This is a genomic window from Actinomadura decatromicini, from assembly GCF_008121305.1.
Classification (GTDB): domain Bacteria; phylum Actinomycetota; class Actinomycetes; order Streptosporangiales; family Streptosporangiaceae; genus Spirillospora; species Spirillospora syzygii.
Genome location: NZ_VSRQ01000003.1, coordinates 618,204 through 633,438, shown reverse-complemented (window position 1 = coordinate 633,438; position 15,235 = coordinate 618,204). Strand labels below are relative to the sequence as shown.

14 protein-coding genes and 1 pseudogene are annotated in these 15,235 nt (G+C 69.3%); 4 read left to right on the top strand and 11 right to left on the bottom strand.

Going from position 1 to position 15,235, the window contains the following annotated elements:
• Positions 1 to 17 precede the first annotated feature (17 nt).
• Both FXF68_RS16615 and FXF68_RS16610 read right to left on the bottom strand, forming a co-directional pair.
• Complete coding sequence (locus FXF68_RS16615; protein WP_148760083.1) at positions 18 to 797, bottom strand: SDR family NAD(P)-dependent oxidoreductase; 780 nt, start codon at positions 795 to 797, stop codon at positions 18 to 20.
• Between the two features lie 56 nt (positions 798 to 853).
• The gene (locus tag FXF68_RS16610; RefSeq protein ID WP_222870002.1) at positions 854 to 1,924 is read right to left on the bottom strand and encodes an RNA polymerase subunit sigma-70; all 1,071 of its coding nucleotides are present in this window, start codon (positions 1,922 to 1,924) and stop codon (positions 854 to 856) included.
• Positions 1,925 to 2,352: 428 nt separating this feature from the next.
• On the opposite strand from FXF68_RS16610, the pseudogene FXF68_RS16605 reads away from it, so the two are divergent.
• Positions 2,353 to 3,117, top strand: a pseudogene (locus FXF68_RS16605) (DUF899 family protein).
• Between the two features lie 6 nt (positions 3,118 to 3,123).
• On the opposite strand, the gene FXF68_RS16600 reads toward FXF68_RS16605, so the two are convergent.
• The 3 genes from FXF68_RS16600 to FXF68_RS16590 all read right to left on the bottom strand — a co-directional run bounded on the left by FXF68_RS16600 (position 3,124) and on the right by FXF68_RS16590 (position 5,909).
• Complete coding sequence (locus FXF68_RS16600) at positions 3,124 to 3,996, bottom strand: SAM-dependent methyltransferase (RefSeq protein ID WP_148760079.1); 873 nt, start codon at positions 3,994 to 3,996, stop codon at positions 3,124 to 3,126.
• A gap of 364 nt (positions 3,997 to 4,360) precedes the next feature.
• Complete coding sequence (hpaD, locus tag FXF68_RS16595) at positions 4,361 to 5,371, bottom strand: 3,4-dihydroxyphenylacetate 2,3-dioxygenase (RefSeq protein ID WP_148760077.1); 1,011 nt, start codon at positions 5,369 to 5,371, stop codon at positions 4,361 to 4,363.
• Positions 5,372 to 5,702: 331 nt separating this feature from the next.
• Positions 5,703 to 5,909 carry a hypothetical protein gene (locus FXF68_RS16590; protein ID WP_148760075.1) on the bottom strand — a complete coding sequence of 69 codons (207 nt, stop codon included), beginning with the start codon at positions 5,907 to 5,909 and terminating at the stop codon, positions 5,703 to 5,705.
• Between the two features lie 319 nt (positions 5,910 to 6,228).
• Between FXF68_RS16590 and FXF68_RS16585 the strand changes: the two genes are divergently transcribed.
• Positions 6,229 to 7,914, top strand: a complete 1,686-nt coding sequence (locus FXF68_RS16585) for an eCIS core domain-containing protein (RefSeq protein WP_148760074.1) — start codon at positions 6,229 to 6,231, stop codon at positions 7,912 to 7,914.
• Positions 7,915 to 8,055: 141 nt separating this feature from the next.
• Here FXF68_RS16585 and FXF68_RS16580 read toward each other — a convergent pair whose 3' ends face one another.
• From FXF68_RS16580 to FXF68_RS16570, 3 genes are read right to left on the bottom strand one after another with little or no spacing between them, the layout of a single operon-like run.
• Positions 8,056 to 8,241 carry a DUF397 domain-containing protein gene (locus tag FXF68_RS16580; protein WP_148760072.1) on the bottom strand — a complete coding sequence of 62 codons (186 nt, stop codon included), beginning with the start codon at positions 8,239 to 8,241 and terminating at the stop codon, positions 8,056 to 8,058.
• A gap of 6 nt (positions 8,242 to 8,247) precedes the next feature.
• Complete coding sequence (locus tag FXF68_RS16575) at positions 8,248 to 8,433, bottom strand: DUF397 domain-containing protein (protein WP_148760070.1); 186 nt, start codon at positions 8,431 to 8,433, stop codon at positions 8,248 to 8,250.
• Entirely contained in the window at positions 8,424 to 9,236 is an 813-nt protein-coding gene (locus tag FXF68_RS16570) for a helix-turn-helix domain-containing protein (RefSeq protein ID WP_148760068.1), read from the bottom strand. Before FXF68_RS16570 ends, FXF68_RS16575 begins: the two co-directional genes overlap by 10 nt.
• Before the next feature lie 168 nt (positions 9,237 to 9,404).
• Between FXF68_RS16570 and FXF68_RS16565 the strand changes: the two genes are divergently transcribed.
• Both FXF68_RS16565 and FXF68_RS16560 read left to right on the top strand, forming a co-directional pair.
• Positions 9,405 to 9,788 carry an ATP-binding protein gene (locus FXF68_RS16565; protein ID WP_187437957.1) on the top strand — a complete coding sequence of 128 codons (384 nt, stop codon included), beginning with the start codon at positions 9,405 to 9,407 and terminating at the stop codon, positions 9,786 to 9,788.
• Positions 9,789 to 9,880: 92 nt separating this feature from the next.
• On the top strand, positions 9,881 to 10,114 hold the full coding sequence (locus FXF68_RS16560; RefSeq protein WP_148760064.1) for a hypothetical protein: 234 nt from the start codon (positions 9,881 to 9,883) through the stop codon (positions 10,112 to 10,114).
• Here the strand turns inward: FXF68_RS16560 and FXF68_RS16555 are convergent.
• The 3 genes from FXF68_RS16555 to FXF68_RS16545 are packed head-to-tail and all read right to left on the bottom strand — an operon-like array spanning position 10,098 to position 14,778.
• Positions 10,098 to 11,327, bottom strand: a complete 1,230-nt coding sequence (locus tag FXF68_RS16555; protein ID WP_222869960.1) for a PP2C family protein-serine/threonine phosphatase — start codon at positions 11,325 to 11,327, stop codon at positions 10,098 to 10,100. The two genes, FXF68_RS16560 and FXF68_RS16555, sit on opposite strands and share 17 nt — an antisense overlap.
• Before the next feature lie 29 nt (positions 11,328 to 11,356).
• Positions 11,357 to 12,448 carry an acetate/propionate family kinase gene (locus tag FXF68_RS16550; protein ID WP_342787137.1) on the bottom strand — a complete coding sequence of 364 codons (1,092 nt, stop codon included), beginning with the start codon at positions 12,446 to 12,448 and terminating at the stop codon, positions 11,357 to 11,359.
• Entirely contained in the window at positions 12,436 to 14,778 is a 2,343-nt protein-coding gene (locus tag FXF68_RS16545; protein ID WP_148760062.1) for a phosphoketolase family protein, read from the bottom strand. The genes FXF68_RS16550 and FXF68_RS16545 overlap by 13 nt, the downstream gene beginning before the upstream one ends.
• Between the last annotated feature and the right edge of the window lie 457 nt (positions 14,779 to 15,235).

Sequence of the window (15,235 nt, the reverse complement as noted above, 5' to 3'; positions counted from 1 at the left end):
CCGTGCGCGCGGCGGCCTCAGTCGCCGAAGACGCCGGACGTCGCGTTCACGAACGTCGCCGTGATCGCGCCCGCCGCGTCGGACGCGAGGAACGCGGCCGTCCCGGCGATCTGGTCGAGGGTGGGGGAGCGGCGCAGCATCCGCATCTCGGCGAGCCGCTTGAACAGGCCCTCGCGGGCGGCGTCGTCCAGGTCCATGCCGGTGGCGGCGAGCTTCTCGCGGGTCAGCGTCTCGGGGAGCCCGGCCGTCCAGATGCCGACGACGCGGACGCCGCTCGGCCCCGCCTCCTGCGCCAGGTTCCGGACGAGCGCGTCCATCGCCGCGTCGGCCGGGCCCGTCCCGCCCATCATCGGGCTGCCCTTCGCGGACCCGCTGTTCAGCGTCAGCACCACCCCGGAGCCCTGCGCCGCCATGAGCTTCGCGGCCGTCCGCGCGGTGAGGAAGTTCGCGGTGATCGCGGTGGTGACGGGGCGCAGGAAGTCGTCGGCGGGGATCTCCGTCAGCGGGACGCCGTGCATGTCGCCGCGCGAGACGAGGTTGAAGGACACGTCGAGGCTCCCGGCCCGCTCGATCACGCCCTCGGCGTGCGCCTCGACGGCCTGCTCGTCCAGCGCGTCGACCACGGCGACCTCGGCGTGCCCGCCCGCAGACGTGATGTCGGCGGCCACCGCCTCCAGGGTCTCCCGGGTGCGCCCGGCCAGGTGGACGGTCGCGCCGTGCAGGGCGAAGGCGCGGGCGACGGCGGCGCCGATCGAGCCGGCGGCGCCGTAGATGATCGCGTTCTTGTTCTCCAGCATGGTCTGCTCCGTTTCGTCGGTTGCGAACGGAGGTTGAGACGCGCGCCCGCGGAAAACTAATCGGTCAGCGTCAGCGGCAGCCCGAACGCCGGGAAGAGGTGCGGCTCGAACGACGTGATCTCGGCGATCAGGCCGTCCTCCACGCGGAGGACGTCGAGGACCTGCGCCCGGTACACGCGCGTCCCCGGACGCTGCACGTATCCGCCGACCGCGGGCTGCCCGTTCGCCCGCGTCGGCAGGTGCCGCCAGCGTCCGAAATAGGTGGGGGACGCCGGGTCGAACGTCGGCCCGAGCATCGTGACGATCGCGTCGCGGCCGCCGAACCACAGCGGGTTCGGGGGCATGGTGATCCGCGCGTCCGCGCGGAGCATCCCGGCCATCGCGCCGACGTCGCCGTCCGCGGCGGCGCGCATGTAGCGGTCGAGCAGGGCCCGCTCAGCCTCGGACGGGTCGGCGCCGCGCGCCCATTCGTGCCGCCGCTCCGGCAGCCGCCCGCGCAGCGCGGGCCGCGCCCGCTGCAGCGCGCTGTTCACCGAGGCCACGGTCAGGTCGAGGGCCGCCGCGGTGTCGGCGGCGGGCCAGCCGAGCACGTCCCGCATGATCAGGACGGCGCGCTGGCGCGGCGGCAGATGCTGGATCGCGGCGAGGAACACCAGCTCCAGCGTCTCCGCCGACTCGGCCGCGGCCGCCGGGTCCCCGTCCGGGAACGGCTGCAACCAGGGCAGGAACGACGACGCCTCCACCCCGTCGCTCGGCGGGACGGGCGACGGCCCGTACCGCTGCGGCCTCCGCTCGTTCTTCCTTAGGAAGTCGAGGGTCGCGTTCGTGGCGATCTTGTAGAGCCAGGCGCGGAGGCTGGCGCGCCCCTCGAACCCGTCCCGGTTCCGCCACGCTTTCAGCAGCGTCTCCTGGACGAGGTCCTCGGAGTCGTCGTACGAGCCGACCATGCGGTAGCAGTGCACCTGGAGTTCCCGCCGGTACGGCTCGACGAGATCGGCGAACGACCATTCGTCGCCGCTCCGCACGGCGGCGGCCTCATCCGATTCCGTAACACCGCTTTCCGTAACACCGCTTTCCGTGACGGCGGTCTCCGTGACGGCGGTCTCCGTGACGGCGGGTTCTGCGATGGCTGGTTCTGCGATGGCGGGATTCGTCACGGGTTCGGGCGTGACGGTTCGCGTGCGCGAGGCGTCCCGCGCCACCCGCGCGATGCTCCGGAGTCTGCGGACCGACGACGAAAGGCTCTCCACGCCCGAATAGAACGGCTCGGGCTTCTCCGGGACGAGCCCCTTCACCTGATGCTCGATCTCCGAGATGAGCTCTTGGACGCCCCCGCCGCCGGTAGCCTGCCGCGTCCGATACGCCTTCTGGCGGCACGCCGCCGAACAGTAGACCGACGCCCGCCCCGGCTTCCCACCCGAGACCGGAAGGCTCTTCCCACACGTCCGACACACATTCCCCGCCACGCGCCCGACCCTAACCCCGTTCGCCGCGATGAGTTCCGCGCGGGACGCGGGTCTGTCTCCATGACCGTTGGAAAACCACGGAGGACGCCATGCCGAAAACCCCGGAGCCCGGCCGCCCGCCCATCGTCGACCTGGCCACCTGGCAGGCCGCGCGCGACGAACTGCTCGTCCGCGAGAAGGCCCATACGCGGGAGGGCGACGCCATCGCCGCCGCCCGCCGCCGCCTCCCGATGGTCGAGTTCGACGGGACGGTCGAAGTCGTCGGCCCGGACGGCCCCGTCCCATTCCTCGACCTGTTCCAGGGCCGCGACGAATTGGTGGTCTACAAGCACATGTGGTGGGACGGCGCGCCTCACCAAGGCCAATGCGAAGGCTGCACCACGACGGCCTAGTCTATCAAGGACGCCGTCTACCTCAACGCACGCGGCGTCTCGTACGCCGTCCTGACCACGGGCCCCTGGGACGAAGTGGCCCCGTACCTCGAATTCATGGGCTACACCGAACCCTGGTATTCCGTGCGCGGCGTGGACGGCCCGGCAGGGGGCCCGATGGGATACATCACCGCCTATCTGCGCGACGGCGACCGCACTTTCCTCACCTATTCCACGACCGGACGCGGAAACGAGCGGGTGAACCCCTCCCTCGGCCTGCTCGACCTGACGCCCTACGGGCGCGGCGAGGCGTGGGAGGACGTCCCCGAAGGGTGGCCCGAGGGCGGTCACGCCTGCTGGTACTGGCGCTCCGACGCGGACGGAAACCCGACCAACGGCCCGACGAGCCGTCCCGTCCCCCAATGGACCCGCCCCGGCGCGACGCCCGCGGAAACCCTGGGCCGGAACGCCGACCCCCACTGACGCGCGCTACGGCTTGCGGAGGACGCCGCCGTATTCGGTGAGGTCGCGGCCCAGTTTCGAGGCGCCCGCGTAGCGCTTCAGCTCGGCGGGGACGGGCGCGAGGCGCGGCTGCTCCAGGTCGGGACGCCAGTTCACGACGTCGACCAGGCCGGGCTCGACCGGCTCCAGGCCCGCCGGGAGGAGGGCGTCGGTCTCGGCGCGGTTCCGGGTCCGCCAGCGGAGGCCGGCGCCGTTGGATCGGGCGTCGATGTCGGCGGCGCGCTCGGGGTCGGAGCAGACGATCTGCGTGAACGCCAGGTGGCTGCCGGGGACGGCCCGGTCGATGACGGTGCTCAGGATGCGGCTCGGGTCGTCCTCGTCGAGCAGGTGGTGGCCGACCGAAAGGAACAGGACGGCGAGGGGCTCGTTGAAGTCGATGAGACGCACCACGTCCGGGTGGGCGAGGATCGTCTCCTGGTCGCACATGTCGGCGGTGATCACGGCGGTGGAGTCGTCGTCGGCGAGCAGCGCGCGGGCGTGCACGAGCACGATCGGGTCGATGTCGACGTAGACCACGCGGGTGTCGGACGCGAACCTCCGCGCGACCTGGTGCACGTTGTCATTGGTCGGCAATCCGCAGCCCATGTCGAGGAACTGCCGGATCCCGGCCTCCTGCGCCAAATACCGGACGGCCCGGTAAAGGAACAACCGGTTCTGCCTGGCCAGGTCGATGAACTCGGGGAACTCCGGCAGGTTCTGCAACATGAAGTGCCGGTCGGCCTCGTAGTGGTCCTTGCCGCCAAGGGCCCAGCCGTAGATGCGGGCGGCCGTGGGCACGTCGTGGTGAATCTCGGTGGGGATGTCCTCGGCTGCGGCCACGGCGTACTCCTGAGCGTCCATACAAGCGGATTATCCAGCATTCCAGGCTAGCGGCCCATAGAGCGTTTCCCGGTGGAAACCCGACAAAAACGATCATGGACGGCCGGGGGCGCGCCGCTCGACGCTGGATCGGTCCGATGCCTGGCGACGGCATCAGACCGTCCTACAACTCGATGACCAGCAACACAGCGCACCTCGCAGCCCACGGACCGATCCAGCCGCGCCCCCTCAAGCCGCACGCCGACCCCCGCCCGGACCCTCGAAGATCGCGTCCCTCGACATTGGCGCGTTCCGGCCTGTAACGCACACCCCAGGTGGCGAATCCGAGCCACACCCCATGACACGACGCCCTCAACGAGATAGGCGCGGGGCCTCGGCCGTCCGGTCAGGAAGGCTTGACGATGCCGAGGCCGTCGGCGCCGACCTTGATGGAGGACTCGTCCAGGTTCCCCTCGGCGATCGGCTGGAGGCGGCCGTCCAGGTCGTGGACGGGGCTGGCCTCCTTGTACCAGGACTCGATCACCGCGTTGCCCCAGAAGTCGCGGCGGCGGTCGTCGTGGACGTTCCACCGGTGCGTCTCGTAGTCGGGGTCGCCGGTGAAGTAGTCGGACGTGTAGACCTCCACCCGGTGCCCGTCGGGGTCGCGGAGGTAGACATAAAAGGCGTTGGAGACACCGTGCCGTCCGGGGCCGCGCTCGATGTGGTGCTCCTTACCGAGCGCCCCGAAGATGTCGGCGGTGTGCAGCACCTGGTGGGACTCGTGCGTCGCCATCCCGATGTGGTGCAGGTACGGGCCGGGGCCGTGGGTCAGCGCGACGTCGTGGACGGTCGGCTTCCGGAACATCCACGCGGCGTACAGTTCGTGCTCGCCCTCGATGGTCTCCGAGCAGCCGAACCCGAGCGACCTGTAGTACTCGTAGGCGGCGGGGATGTCGGGCGTGCAGATGTTGTAGTGGTCCAGCCGCGCGATCTGGGCGCCGCGATGCAGGTCGTAGCGCTGGATGAGGCGCTCGCCGCGGGCGATGTCGTGGAAGAACTCGACGGGGACGCCGAGCGGATCCACGACGCGGACGGCGTCCCCGACGCCGCGCGTCCCGGTCCCCGCCGGAACGCGGCGGACGGGACAGCCGCGCTCGGCGAAGAACCGTTCGGCCCGGTCGACGTCCTCGGGAGCGCGAACCCGGTAGGCGAGGTGGTCGAGCGCCGCCACGGGCGCGGCGCGCAGCACGACGGAGTGGTGGGTCAGCTCATCAGAGCCGCGCAGGTAGAGCGCGTCCTCGTCCTCATGCTGGACGTGCATGCCGAGCATGTCGACCCAGAACCAGCGCGACGCCGCCAGATCGGTCACGGCGAGCTGCACGTAAGCGGACCGGACGACATCGGGGGCTGCACTCATGTTTCCTCCTGCACCCAGAAGCGAAGAACGTTCGCCGCCGCGCGTCCGCCTCGTCACGGAACGCCGCACAACGATGCTCGGCCCCCTGACCAGCGGTAAGTAGGGACCTTCGTCCCCCACCCCAAACTCTTTGGTCCCAAACGACCCGTGTCGGGGTGGGCCGGTCCCAGTCGGGTTCGTCGCCGTCGAGATGGGCGATCAGGGACTAGTGGGAGCAGCGCTTCCATCTCGCGCAGGGTAAGGCGACTCTCCTGGAGCAGTCCTAAGTCGCCTTTACCGCGGTGGCGGGGTGCGGGGCCGTGGCCCCCACCCGGGTGGGGTGGGGGCGGGCTTACTTCTTTTGTTCGGCTGCTCGGGGGTCGAATGCTCCGAGCAGGCTCAGCACCGACAGAACCAGGACGAGCGTTCCGCCGAATGCCGCGCCGCCGAACAAGATCGTCGCTGAGACCGAAGCGCCGTCCGCTCTCTTGAGCAGCGCCGCGACAAGAGCGACGATCGTGCTCATCAGGGCCGCGACCACGATGAACAGATACTTCACTTGCCAATCACCACCTCTCCCTCTCGGCTGCCTTCCCCGCTGACAGGCGGCCGAGGCGCGATCGGTGGTGAACCTAAAAGTAGAGGTTGGAGCGCGTCGCCCGACCTAACCAGGTCGTGATAGGCCCCTTCCCCGCCCTGGGCAGGAGCTTGTTTCTAGGATCCTGACGTTCTGCGCTGGGACATTCGGGCAACCGTGGGGGGCCGGGGGGACAGGAAAAGGGGCACATCTTGCGATCTCGGGCCGCGTCCCTTGATCGGCGTTTCTCGTGACGGGCAGACTCCGACCGAGGACGCGTCCACCAAGGGGAGACGACCGCATGCTGCACGCCCGGAAACCTGATGAGCGGCGCGCCGATCGGAGCACAAGAGTTCCCCCACGTTCCAAGAACGGCGAGGCTTTCGGACCGGCGAAACCTTCCCATCGTGCGATCGCGGAATTGCAGGGATTGGCTGGGAACACTGCGGTGGCCCGGGTGATTCAGTCCGCGCGGGATGGCTGCGGACCTGCCGCCGAACAGACCGTCCAGCGGTCGCAGGTGGACGAGGTGCTCCGCACTCCCGGCAGGCCGCTGGACGCGCCGCTGCGCGCGGAGATGGAGGCGCGCATGGGGGCGGACTTCAGTGATGTCCGTTTGCATACCGGCACGGCCGCCGAGCGGTCGGCGGCGGAGATCGGAGCCAGCGCCTACACCTCTGGAAGCGACGTGGTCATCGGCAAGGGAGGCGTCGACAAGCACACCCTCGCCCACGAACTCACCCATGTCATCCAGCAGCGACGCGGCCCCGTGGCGGGTACGGACAATGGCGACGGGCTGAAACTCTCCGACCCCTCCGACCGGTTCGAGCGGGAGGCCGAACTCAACGCGGCACGCGTCATGGGCGGCCAGGACCCGGCCGCCGAGGCATACGCGGACGGCGAGGCGGCCATCGCCCGGAAGCCGGCCGCGTACACGGCCAGCGTCCAGCGCTATCACGTCGTCGAGCCGGGCGCCGCCGACTACCCGAGCAAATGGCGCAAGCGGAAGCTCGGCCCCAGCGAGGACCGGGCAGGGGATGAGGAGTTCTTCATCCGACAGGGCGTCAATGCCAATGGCAGTTACTACGACAGCACAGATCCACCCGAACCCCACCTGCTTTATGAGGGCGCGGTCTCCTTGGCCATCTCCGATAACTTCGATCTGGCGGCGCACGACCCCGTCGACGGGGCCGAGGCCAAACACTTCTTCGCCACCGAGGCCAAGATCAAGGAAGCCAACGATCTCCTTGGGGACAGCGGGGGAAGAGTGCGCCTGACCAAGACCGGAAAGTATCTCAGGATCGAGGGCGGCGGACGGGAGAAGCGCCTGTTCGAGGTCATGCCCGACGCCCAGGTGCCCGGGACCGGCGGCGCGAGGGCCAAGGGCCTCGACGCGCGCGCACCGCAGCGATGCAACGCCATGGCGCAGTTCGTCACCGGCAGCCACAACATCACCATGGGCACGACCCGATACTTCAAGATCCTTGGCGGTCTGGTCGACGAGCTGGCCCCCGGCAACAATTTCGAGGACGGCATCACGGCGGCCATGAACCAGAGCAACAGGGCTGCATACGACCAGCTCAGCCAGGCGATGAGCCGCGCCTTCCAGGACCTGATGCGCGACAACCCCGAACAGGTGGAGAACACGCTCAGGCGCCTGGGATTCAACGAGTTCGCACCCGCGCCCGACCCCGGCCAGTCCATCAGCACGATCGGATATGGCGACGCCGAGCAGGAGGCCGAGCGAGCGCGCAAGTGGGAAGGATTCGAATACCACTTCGGTGGAGTCGTCGCGAAAAGCGGTACGGACTACATCACCATGGAGAACTACGCCCGTGGCGAGCTCCGCGACACGCTCGACTCCGGCGACCCGCTCTGGTATTTCCGGATGTACGGCGCCGCGACCCCGCTGCAAAGCTGGCACCGCGGCTGGTTCGCGTCCGGGCAATTCAGAGGAGCCGTCCTGACCATCGTCCTCGAACACTGACCGCTGACCTGCGCGGACCGCCGCCGCGCAGCGGACCCGCCTCCGTTTTCCAGGGACGGAGGCGGGTTCGAATTCTCAGCTGCGAAGGCAGACCGTTTCTTGTTTTCGCCATTCGAGCCACGCACGCACGTCCACGAAGGGCTAGGAGTTCTTGAGAACTCGGGTGAGGTCGTGGAGGGCGCGAGGGGTGAGGACGAGCTTGGGGCCGTCCGGGTTCTTGCTGTCGCGGATGGCGATGGTGTTGCCGAGGCGGGCTAGCTCGACGCAGTTGCCGCCGTTTCCGGAGCTGTAGGACGCCTTGCGCCATGTGGCGATGTTCGGGGCCATGGGGGGCTAGGCGTTCTTGATGTGGCGGGTGAGGGAGACGAGGGCGTGAGGGGTGAGGAGGAGTTTGGGCCCCTCGGGGTCCTTGCTGTCTCGGATGGCGACGGTGTCGCCGAGCCGGGCGACCTCGACGCAGTTACCGCCGTTGTTGGAGCTGCGGCTGGACTTGCGCCATGCGGCGGTGCTCAGGTCCATTTTTCTTTCGCCACCTTTGCTATCAGTTCGAGGGACTGGTCCACGGGGTACGCGGCGGACTGAATGGCCGAGAAGAGTCCGGTGAGCCGTTTGATTTCGAGGCGATCGGTGGTCGTGTCGCCGTTGTAGGCGTTGTCTTTGTACCCTACCTCGGTCCCGTCGGGAAGCGCTCCGATGGCGAAGGCTCCGCCGATTCCCTCGTGCAGGCGAAGCGGCACGATCTGGATGCGTACGAGGCGGGAGGACACCGCAAGAAGGTGTTGAAGTTGGTCGCGCATCATTTGGGGGTCGTCGGCACCGCGGTGGAGCACGCTCTCGTCAACCACGTACGTCAGGCTCGGCGGGGTGTCGCGGGCGAGGACGCCCTGTCGCGTCAGTCGGGTCTCGACGGCGGGCTCGTTGTTGTCAAGCAGGTGAGCGATGTAGGCCGGGGTCTGGAGAAGACCGGGGATGACGAGCGGCTCATAGCTTCGGATGGCGTCGAACTTGGGCTCCTGGATGGCCCAGTCGGTGAACCAGGCCGGGACGACGTTGGTGCCCTTGTAGAGGCCGTCCCAGAGGTGGACGAGGGCCTCGCGGGTGTCGAGGACGCGGTCGGCCTGGATGGCCAGGATGCGGTCGGGGCGGGTCTCGCCGCGCTCTATGCCGCCGATCGTGCTCTTCGCGTAGGGCGCCTGGTCGCGGATCATCTCGCACAGGGCGGCGATGCTCAGGCCCGCCGCCTCCCGGTATCGGCGCAATTCGGAGCCGAATAGCGCGTTCGGCGACTCCCAGGGGCGCAGGTCGTTCGGCCGTTGTCCCATCGCTCTCTCCCTTGGGCTCGAATGACCGGCGATGGCCGGTCATGGGCGGCAGTGGCCACGGCCGTGTCACGCATGGACACGCATCGTGGCTTTCTCATTGCACAGCGTTACACAGGATGCATCATTTCTGCCACCGGATTCTCGAACCAAAAAAATTCGGAGGTTTCCATGATCGAAACCGGGATGGTGTTGGGGGTGATCTCAATCGAATCTTCCGCGCGCGCGCCAGAAGTCGCACGCAAATGGGTGGCCGCTGTGTATCAGAGGCGTCGCCTAGGGGACGACTATGTCGCGCGTACCGTCGTCACTGAATTGGTTACGAACGTCCATAAGCACACCGACACGAAACTGGTTTCCGTACGACTTCTCTTGGAGGACGGTCTCCGGGTGGAGGTCGAGGACAGGTCCGCTGTGCTCCCGGTCGTCCAAGACTGGGACGACACTGCGGAATCGGGTCGCGGGCTCCTGATGTTGGGTGTGCTCGTCCAGGAGTGGGGTGTCCGGCCACTGGCCGATGGCGGGAAGGTGACGTGGGCGCGGCTCGGCGGATGAAGGTGGCGCGTTGGCCCGGTGTGGTGTGGTGGTGGCGTATCCGGCACGGCCACACCACGGCGGAACACCATCTGGACGTACTGGCGTCCCAGATGAGCGATCGCGGATGGGCTCATCTGAAGATCTACGTGGAGTGGCCCCCGACGCTGTGGGTCTTCGCCAAGGGACACGAGGGCACCGCGTTGAGCGTCACGGCGAACCGGGAGGACGGCCGGTGGGTCTACGAGATCCTGTACGCGATCGAGTACCCGTGCCATGCGGTCGCGCAGGTGGCCGACTTCCTGGACGACCTCCTCCGCGACCGCGCGTTCAACCGGTCTCCGTAGCCTCGGCCCGGCGCAGGAGGAGGACGGCCACGTCGTCCTCGGCAAGGTCGCGGCCGATGAGGGACGACATCACCGCCGCGCCGACCTGCTCCGGCGGGCCCGCGTACACGGCCCTGCGCAGGCGGGAGATGCCCTCGTCCAGGGACTCTCCGCGCCGTTCCACGAGGCCGTCGGTGTAGAAGCACATGAGCGCGCCCGGTGGGAGTTCGATGGTGGTGGTCCGGCGGGGGAGCACCTCCTCCAGGCCGATCAGGACGTCGGTCTCCGCGGGAAGGCACCGCGCCGGGGAACCCGGCACGGCGAGCACCGGCGGGCAGTGCCCGGCCGAGGACACCCGCACCCGCTCGATGCCGGGCTCGAACACCGCGTACAGCACGGTCGCCGTGGCGTCCGGCTCGAAGTGGAGCATCTTGCGGTTGAGCTTGCGCAGGACCTCGGCGGGGTCGGTCGTGTCCAGCGCGTAGGCGCGCAGGGCGCTGCGCATCCGGCCCATGACCACGGCGGAGGGGAGGCCGTGCCCCGCCACGTCCCCCATCACGACGCCGATCTCGCCGGACGGCAGGGTGAACACGTCGTACCAGTCGCCGCCCACGGTCTCCTTGCCGGGACGGTAGCGGGCGCTCAGCTCCATCCCGGGGATCTCCGGCAGGGCGGCCGGGACCAGGCTGCGCTGGAGCTCCATGGCTCCGGCCCGCTCCGCCCGTCCGAGCATGACCTGCACCGCCATCGCGGCGGGCGTGGCGGCGTGCTGGAGGAGCTCGACGTCCTCGGAGCGGAACCTGCGCGGGGTCACCGTCCCGACGTGCATGACGCCGACGAGGGCCCCCTCGCAGATCAGCGGGACGCCGAGCAGCGAGTGCAGGCCGCGCTGCACCAGCAGCGGGTTGAAGACGTTGGCCTTCCGCACGTCGTGGATGACGATGGGCTGCCGCTCGACGGCGACGCGCCCGGCGAAGCCGTATCCCAGCGGGACGTGCGCGGCCTGGAGGACCTCTTCCTCGATCCCCTTGGCCGCCGCGGCCACGAGGAACCGCTTCTGCCGGTCGAGAAGCAGCACGACGGCGGTGTCCGCGCTCAACGACTGGCGGACGCGCTCAAGCAGGGCATCGAGGAACTCGTCGATGTCCATGTGGGCGAATGCCCGGTCGGTGATGGCCCGGATGTCCGCCAGCCGGTCGGTGACGGCGTCCACGGGCTCGGTCGTCTGCTTCACCGGGAAACTGTATGCCGAAAAGTGTCTGCTTAGTACTGTTTGTAATGGTCGTAACACCGGCGCACTCCGTTGGCAATCTCCAGGTCCTCGCGAGCCGTGATCACTAGCGTGCGGACGTCCGCGCCCGCGTGGGTGAGGTCGGTGTCGCCGTCCGCGGCCGCGTTGCGGTCGGGGTCGACGCCGACCCCGAGATGGGCGAGGTCACCCGCCAGGCGCATGCGGACGGCCGCGTCGTGCTCCCCGACTCCGCCCGTGAAGACGAGCGCGTCCAGGCCGCCCAGGGACGCCGTCATGGCCGCGGCGCAGGCGCGCAGGCGGTGGTGGTAGACGTCCAGGGCGGCGAGGGCGGTGATGTCGCGCTGCTCGGCCAGGGCGCGGATCTCGCGCATGTCGCCCGTCCCGGTGAGGCCGCGCAGCCCGGACTCGCTTTCCAGCGCCGAGTTGACGTCCCGCGCCGAGAGCCCGTGCTTGATCAGCCACAGCGGGATGCCCGGGTCGATGCTGCCCGCCCGGGACGCCATGACCAGCCCCTCCAGCGGCGTGAAGCCCATGGTCGTGTCGATCGAGCGTCCTTCGGCGACCGCGCACAGGGACGCGCCGGAGCCGAGGTGGCACACCACCATCCGCAGCGAGGACGGCGGGACGCCGAGCAGCTCGCCCGTCCGGCGGACCGCGTAGGAGAACGACAGGCCGTGGAACCCGTAGCGGCGCAGCCCGTACCGCTCGCGCCATTCGGCGGGCAGCGCGTAGGTCGCGGCGGCCTCGGGGAGGGTGGCGTGGAAGGCGGTGTCGAAGCAGGCCACGGCGGGGACGCCGGGCAGCGCGCCGGTGATCTCCGCGAGCGCGTGCAGGGACGCGGGCTGGTGCAGCGGGGCCAGGTCGGCGAGGTCGCGCAGCCGCTCGGTGACGGCCGCGTCGATCGGGACGGGCTCGGTGTAGTCGGTGCCGCCGTGCACGAAGCGGACGCCGATCGCGTCGGGCTTCGGCATTCCGGCGGCCAGGTCCGCCATCTCGTGGCCCGCGCCGGAGTCTTCGGCGAGGACGGCGTCGTCGTGGTCGAGCAGGCTGATCTTCAGGCTGCTCGATCCGGGGTTGACGGTGAGGACCCTCAATGCGGCCACGTCCAGTTCTGGATTTCGGGGGCGTCCTGGCCGTGTTCGCGGGTGTAGGCGCGGAGGCGGAGGCGTTCGTCGGCCATGCGCTGCCTGATGTGGGCGACCCGTCCGCCCAGGGAGGGGACGCGGTCGATGACGTCCATGACCAGGTGGAAGCGGTCAAGGTCGTTGAGCATGACCATGTCGAACGGAGTCGTGGTCGTTCCTTCCTCCTTGTAACCGCGGACGTGCAGGTGGCCGTGCCCGGCGCGGCGGTAGGTGAGGCGGTGGATCAGGTACGGGTAGCCGTGGAAGGCGAAGATGACGGGCTTGTCGGTGGTGAAAAGGGCGTCGTAGTCACGGTCCGGCATTCCGTGCGGATGCTGGCTGGGCGGTTGGAGCCGCATGAGGTCGACGACGTTCACCACCCGGACGCGCAGTTCCGGGAACAGTCGGCGGAGCAGGTCGACGGCGGCGAGGGTTTCCAGGGTCGGGATGTCGCCCGCGCACGCCAGCACCACGTCGGGATCGGCCCCGCCGTCGGTGGACGCCCATTCCCAGATGCCGATTCCGCGTGTGCTGTGCGCTATCGCCTCGTCCATCGACAACCAGTCGAGCGCGGGCTGCTTTCCGGCGACGACGACGTTCACGTAATCGCGGGAGCGCAGGCAATGGTCGCCTACCGAGAGCAGGGTGTTGGCGTCCGGCGGCAGGTAGACACGGACGATCTCCGGTTTCTTGTTCATGACGACGTCCAGGAAACCGGGGTCCTGGTGGGTGAAGCCGTTGTGGTCCTGCCGCCATACGTGCGAGGAGAGAAGGTAGTTCAGCGACGCGATCGGACGCCGCCATGGCAGGGCGCGAGTGACCTGGAGCCATTTCGCGTGCTGGTTGAACATCGCGTCCACGATGTGCACGAAAGCCTCGTAGCTGTTGAAGAGGCCGTGCCGCCCGGTGAGGAGATATCCCTCCAGCCAGCCCTGGCAGAGGTGCTCGCTTAGCACCTCCATCACCTGTCCGGACGGGGCCTGGTGCTCGTCGGTGGGGAGGAGTTCGCCCTGGAACACGCGGTCGGTCGCGTCGAACACGGCGCCGAGGCGGTTGGACGCGGTCTCGTCGGCGCCCATGATGCGGAAATTGGACGGGTTGGCGCGGACGACGTCGCGGAGGAACGTCCCGAGCTGCCGGGTCGGCTCGGTGACGGCCGTGCCGGGCGTCTCGACCGGGACGGCGTAGTCGCGGAAGTCGGGCAGGACCAGCGGTTTCAGCAGCAGCCCGCCGTTCGCGTGCGGGTTCGCGCTCATCCGCCGCCCGCCGACCGGGGCCTGTGCGCGGATCTCCTCGACCGGGCGTCCCGCGCCGTCGAACAGCTCGTCCGGACGGTACGAGCGCAGCCATTCCTCCAGCAGGGCGAGGTGCGCGGGGTCGTCGCGGAGGCCCGACAGCGGCACCTGGTGGGCGCGCCACGTGTTCTCGACCGGGAGGCCGTCGACCTCCTTCGGGCCCGTCCAGCCCTTCGGGCTCCGCAGGACGATCATCGGCCAGCGCCGCCGCTGCGACGTCCGGCCGGAGCGGGCGCCCTGCTGGATCTCGGCGATCTCGTCGAGGGCCTGGTCGAGCGCGGCGGCCATCTTGTGGTGCATGGACGCGGGGTCGTCCCCGCTCACCAGGAACGGCATGTATCCGTACCCGTCGAGGAGCTGGACGAGTTCCTCCTCCGGGATCCGCGCCAGCACGGTCGGGTTCGCGATCTTGTATCCGTTGAGGTGCAGGATGGGCAGAACGGCGCCGTCCTTCACCGGGTCCAGGAACTTGCCGGAGTGCCAGCTCGCCGCGAGCGGGCCGGTCTCGGCCTCGCCGTCCCCGACGATGCACGCGACGACGAGGTCCGGGTTGTCGAACGCCGCGCCGAAGGCGTGCGCGAGCGAGTATCCGAGTTCGCCGCCCTCATGGATGGAGCCCGGCGTCTCCGGCGCGACATGGCTCGGGATCCCGCCGGGGAACGAGAACTGCCGGAAGAGGCGGCGCATGCCCGGCTCGTCGTACGACACGTCCGGATAGACCTCGCTGTAGGTCCCCTCAAGCCAGGCGTTGGCCACGGCGGCCGGGCCGCCGTGCCCCGGGCCCATGACGTAGATCATGTCCAGGTCGCGCTTCTTGATCACCCGGTTGAGGTGCGCGTAGCAGAAGTTGAGGCCGGGCGTCGTGCCCCAGTGGCCGAGCAGGCGCGGCTTGACGTCGTCGCGCGCGAGCGGCTCGCGGAGCAGCGGATTGGCGAGAAGGTAGATCTGGCCAACCGAAAGGTAGTTCGCGGCTCGCCAGTACGTGTCGATCCGTCGCGTTTCTTCGTCGGTCACGACGTAGGCACGTCCCCGCGATCGGCGGTCTCAACCTTCCGGCGAGGGCGCCGGAGCAACGGAGCCACGGCGGCGTGGGTGCGCCTTGCGCCGCCGTGGCTCACTCCCCACCTGGTCGAGGACGTCACCGGTTACAGGGGCGGTCGCCGCGCCGAGCGGCGGCGCGGCCTCCGCCCCGCCCCCCAGCGAACCGGTGGGAGCGTCTCACTAGGTGCGTTGAAGCCTGCCGCCTACCGGCGCGTAGGTATTCGGGTCCGGGGGCGCGGTCGACGGGCGGTCGAGTCCGTGCGACGACCGGGTCACGCTCAGCGACGAACGGACGACGCAACGCGACCGGCGGCGCGTCCGGCGGCGTGTCCGGCGGTGCGCCTCTCCGGGCCCGGGGGTTCTGCAATGCTACGCAGACCAGGCAGGTCGTACACAAGGTCGTATACAAGCGTCGTATACAAGGGTCGTA

What these genes read in the sequence shown, in the direction of transcription:
- FXF68_RS16615 (WP_148760083.1), bottom strand. Translation starts at nt 797, where the DNA reads ATGCTGGAGAACAAGAACGCGATCATCTACGGCGCCGCCGGCTCGATC.
- FXF68_RS16600 (WP_148760079.1), bottom strand. Translation starts at nt 3,996, where the DNA reads ATGGACGCTCAGGAGTACGCCGTGGCCGCAGCCGAGGACATCCCCACC.
- hpaD (WP_148760077.1), bottom strand. Translation starts at nt 5,371, where the DNA reads ATGAGTGCAGCCCCCGATGTCGTCCGGTCCGCTTACGTGCAGCTCGCC.
- FXF68_RS16585 (WP_148760074.1), top strand. Translation starts at nt 6,229, where the DNA reads ATGCTGCACGCCCGGAAACCTGATGAGCGGCGCGCCGATCGGAGCACA.
- FXF68_RS16580 (WP_148760072.1), bottom strand. Translation starts at nt 8,241, where the DNA reads ATGGCCCCGAACATCGCCACATGGCGCAAGGCGTCCTACAGCTCCGGA.
- FXF68_RS16575 (WP_148760070.1), bottom strand. Translation starts at nt 8,433, where the DNA reads ATGGACCTGAGCACCGCCGCATGGCGCAAGTCCAGCCGCAGCTCCAAC.
- FXF68_RS16570 (WP_148760068.1), bottom strand. Translation starts at nt 9,236, where the DNA reads ATGGGACAACGGCCGAACGACCTGCGCCCCTGGGAGTCGCCGAACGCG.
- FXF68_RS16565 (WP_187437957.1), top strand. Translation starts at nt 9,405, where the DNA reads ATGATCGAAACCGGGATGGTGTTGGGGGTGATCTCAATCGAATCTTCC.
- FXF68_RS16560 (WP_148760064.1), top strand. Translation starts at nt 9,881, where the DNA reads ATGAGCGATCGCGGATGGGCTCATCTGAAGATCTACGTGGAGTGGCCC.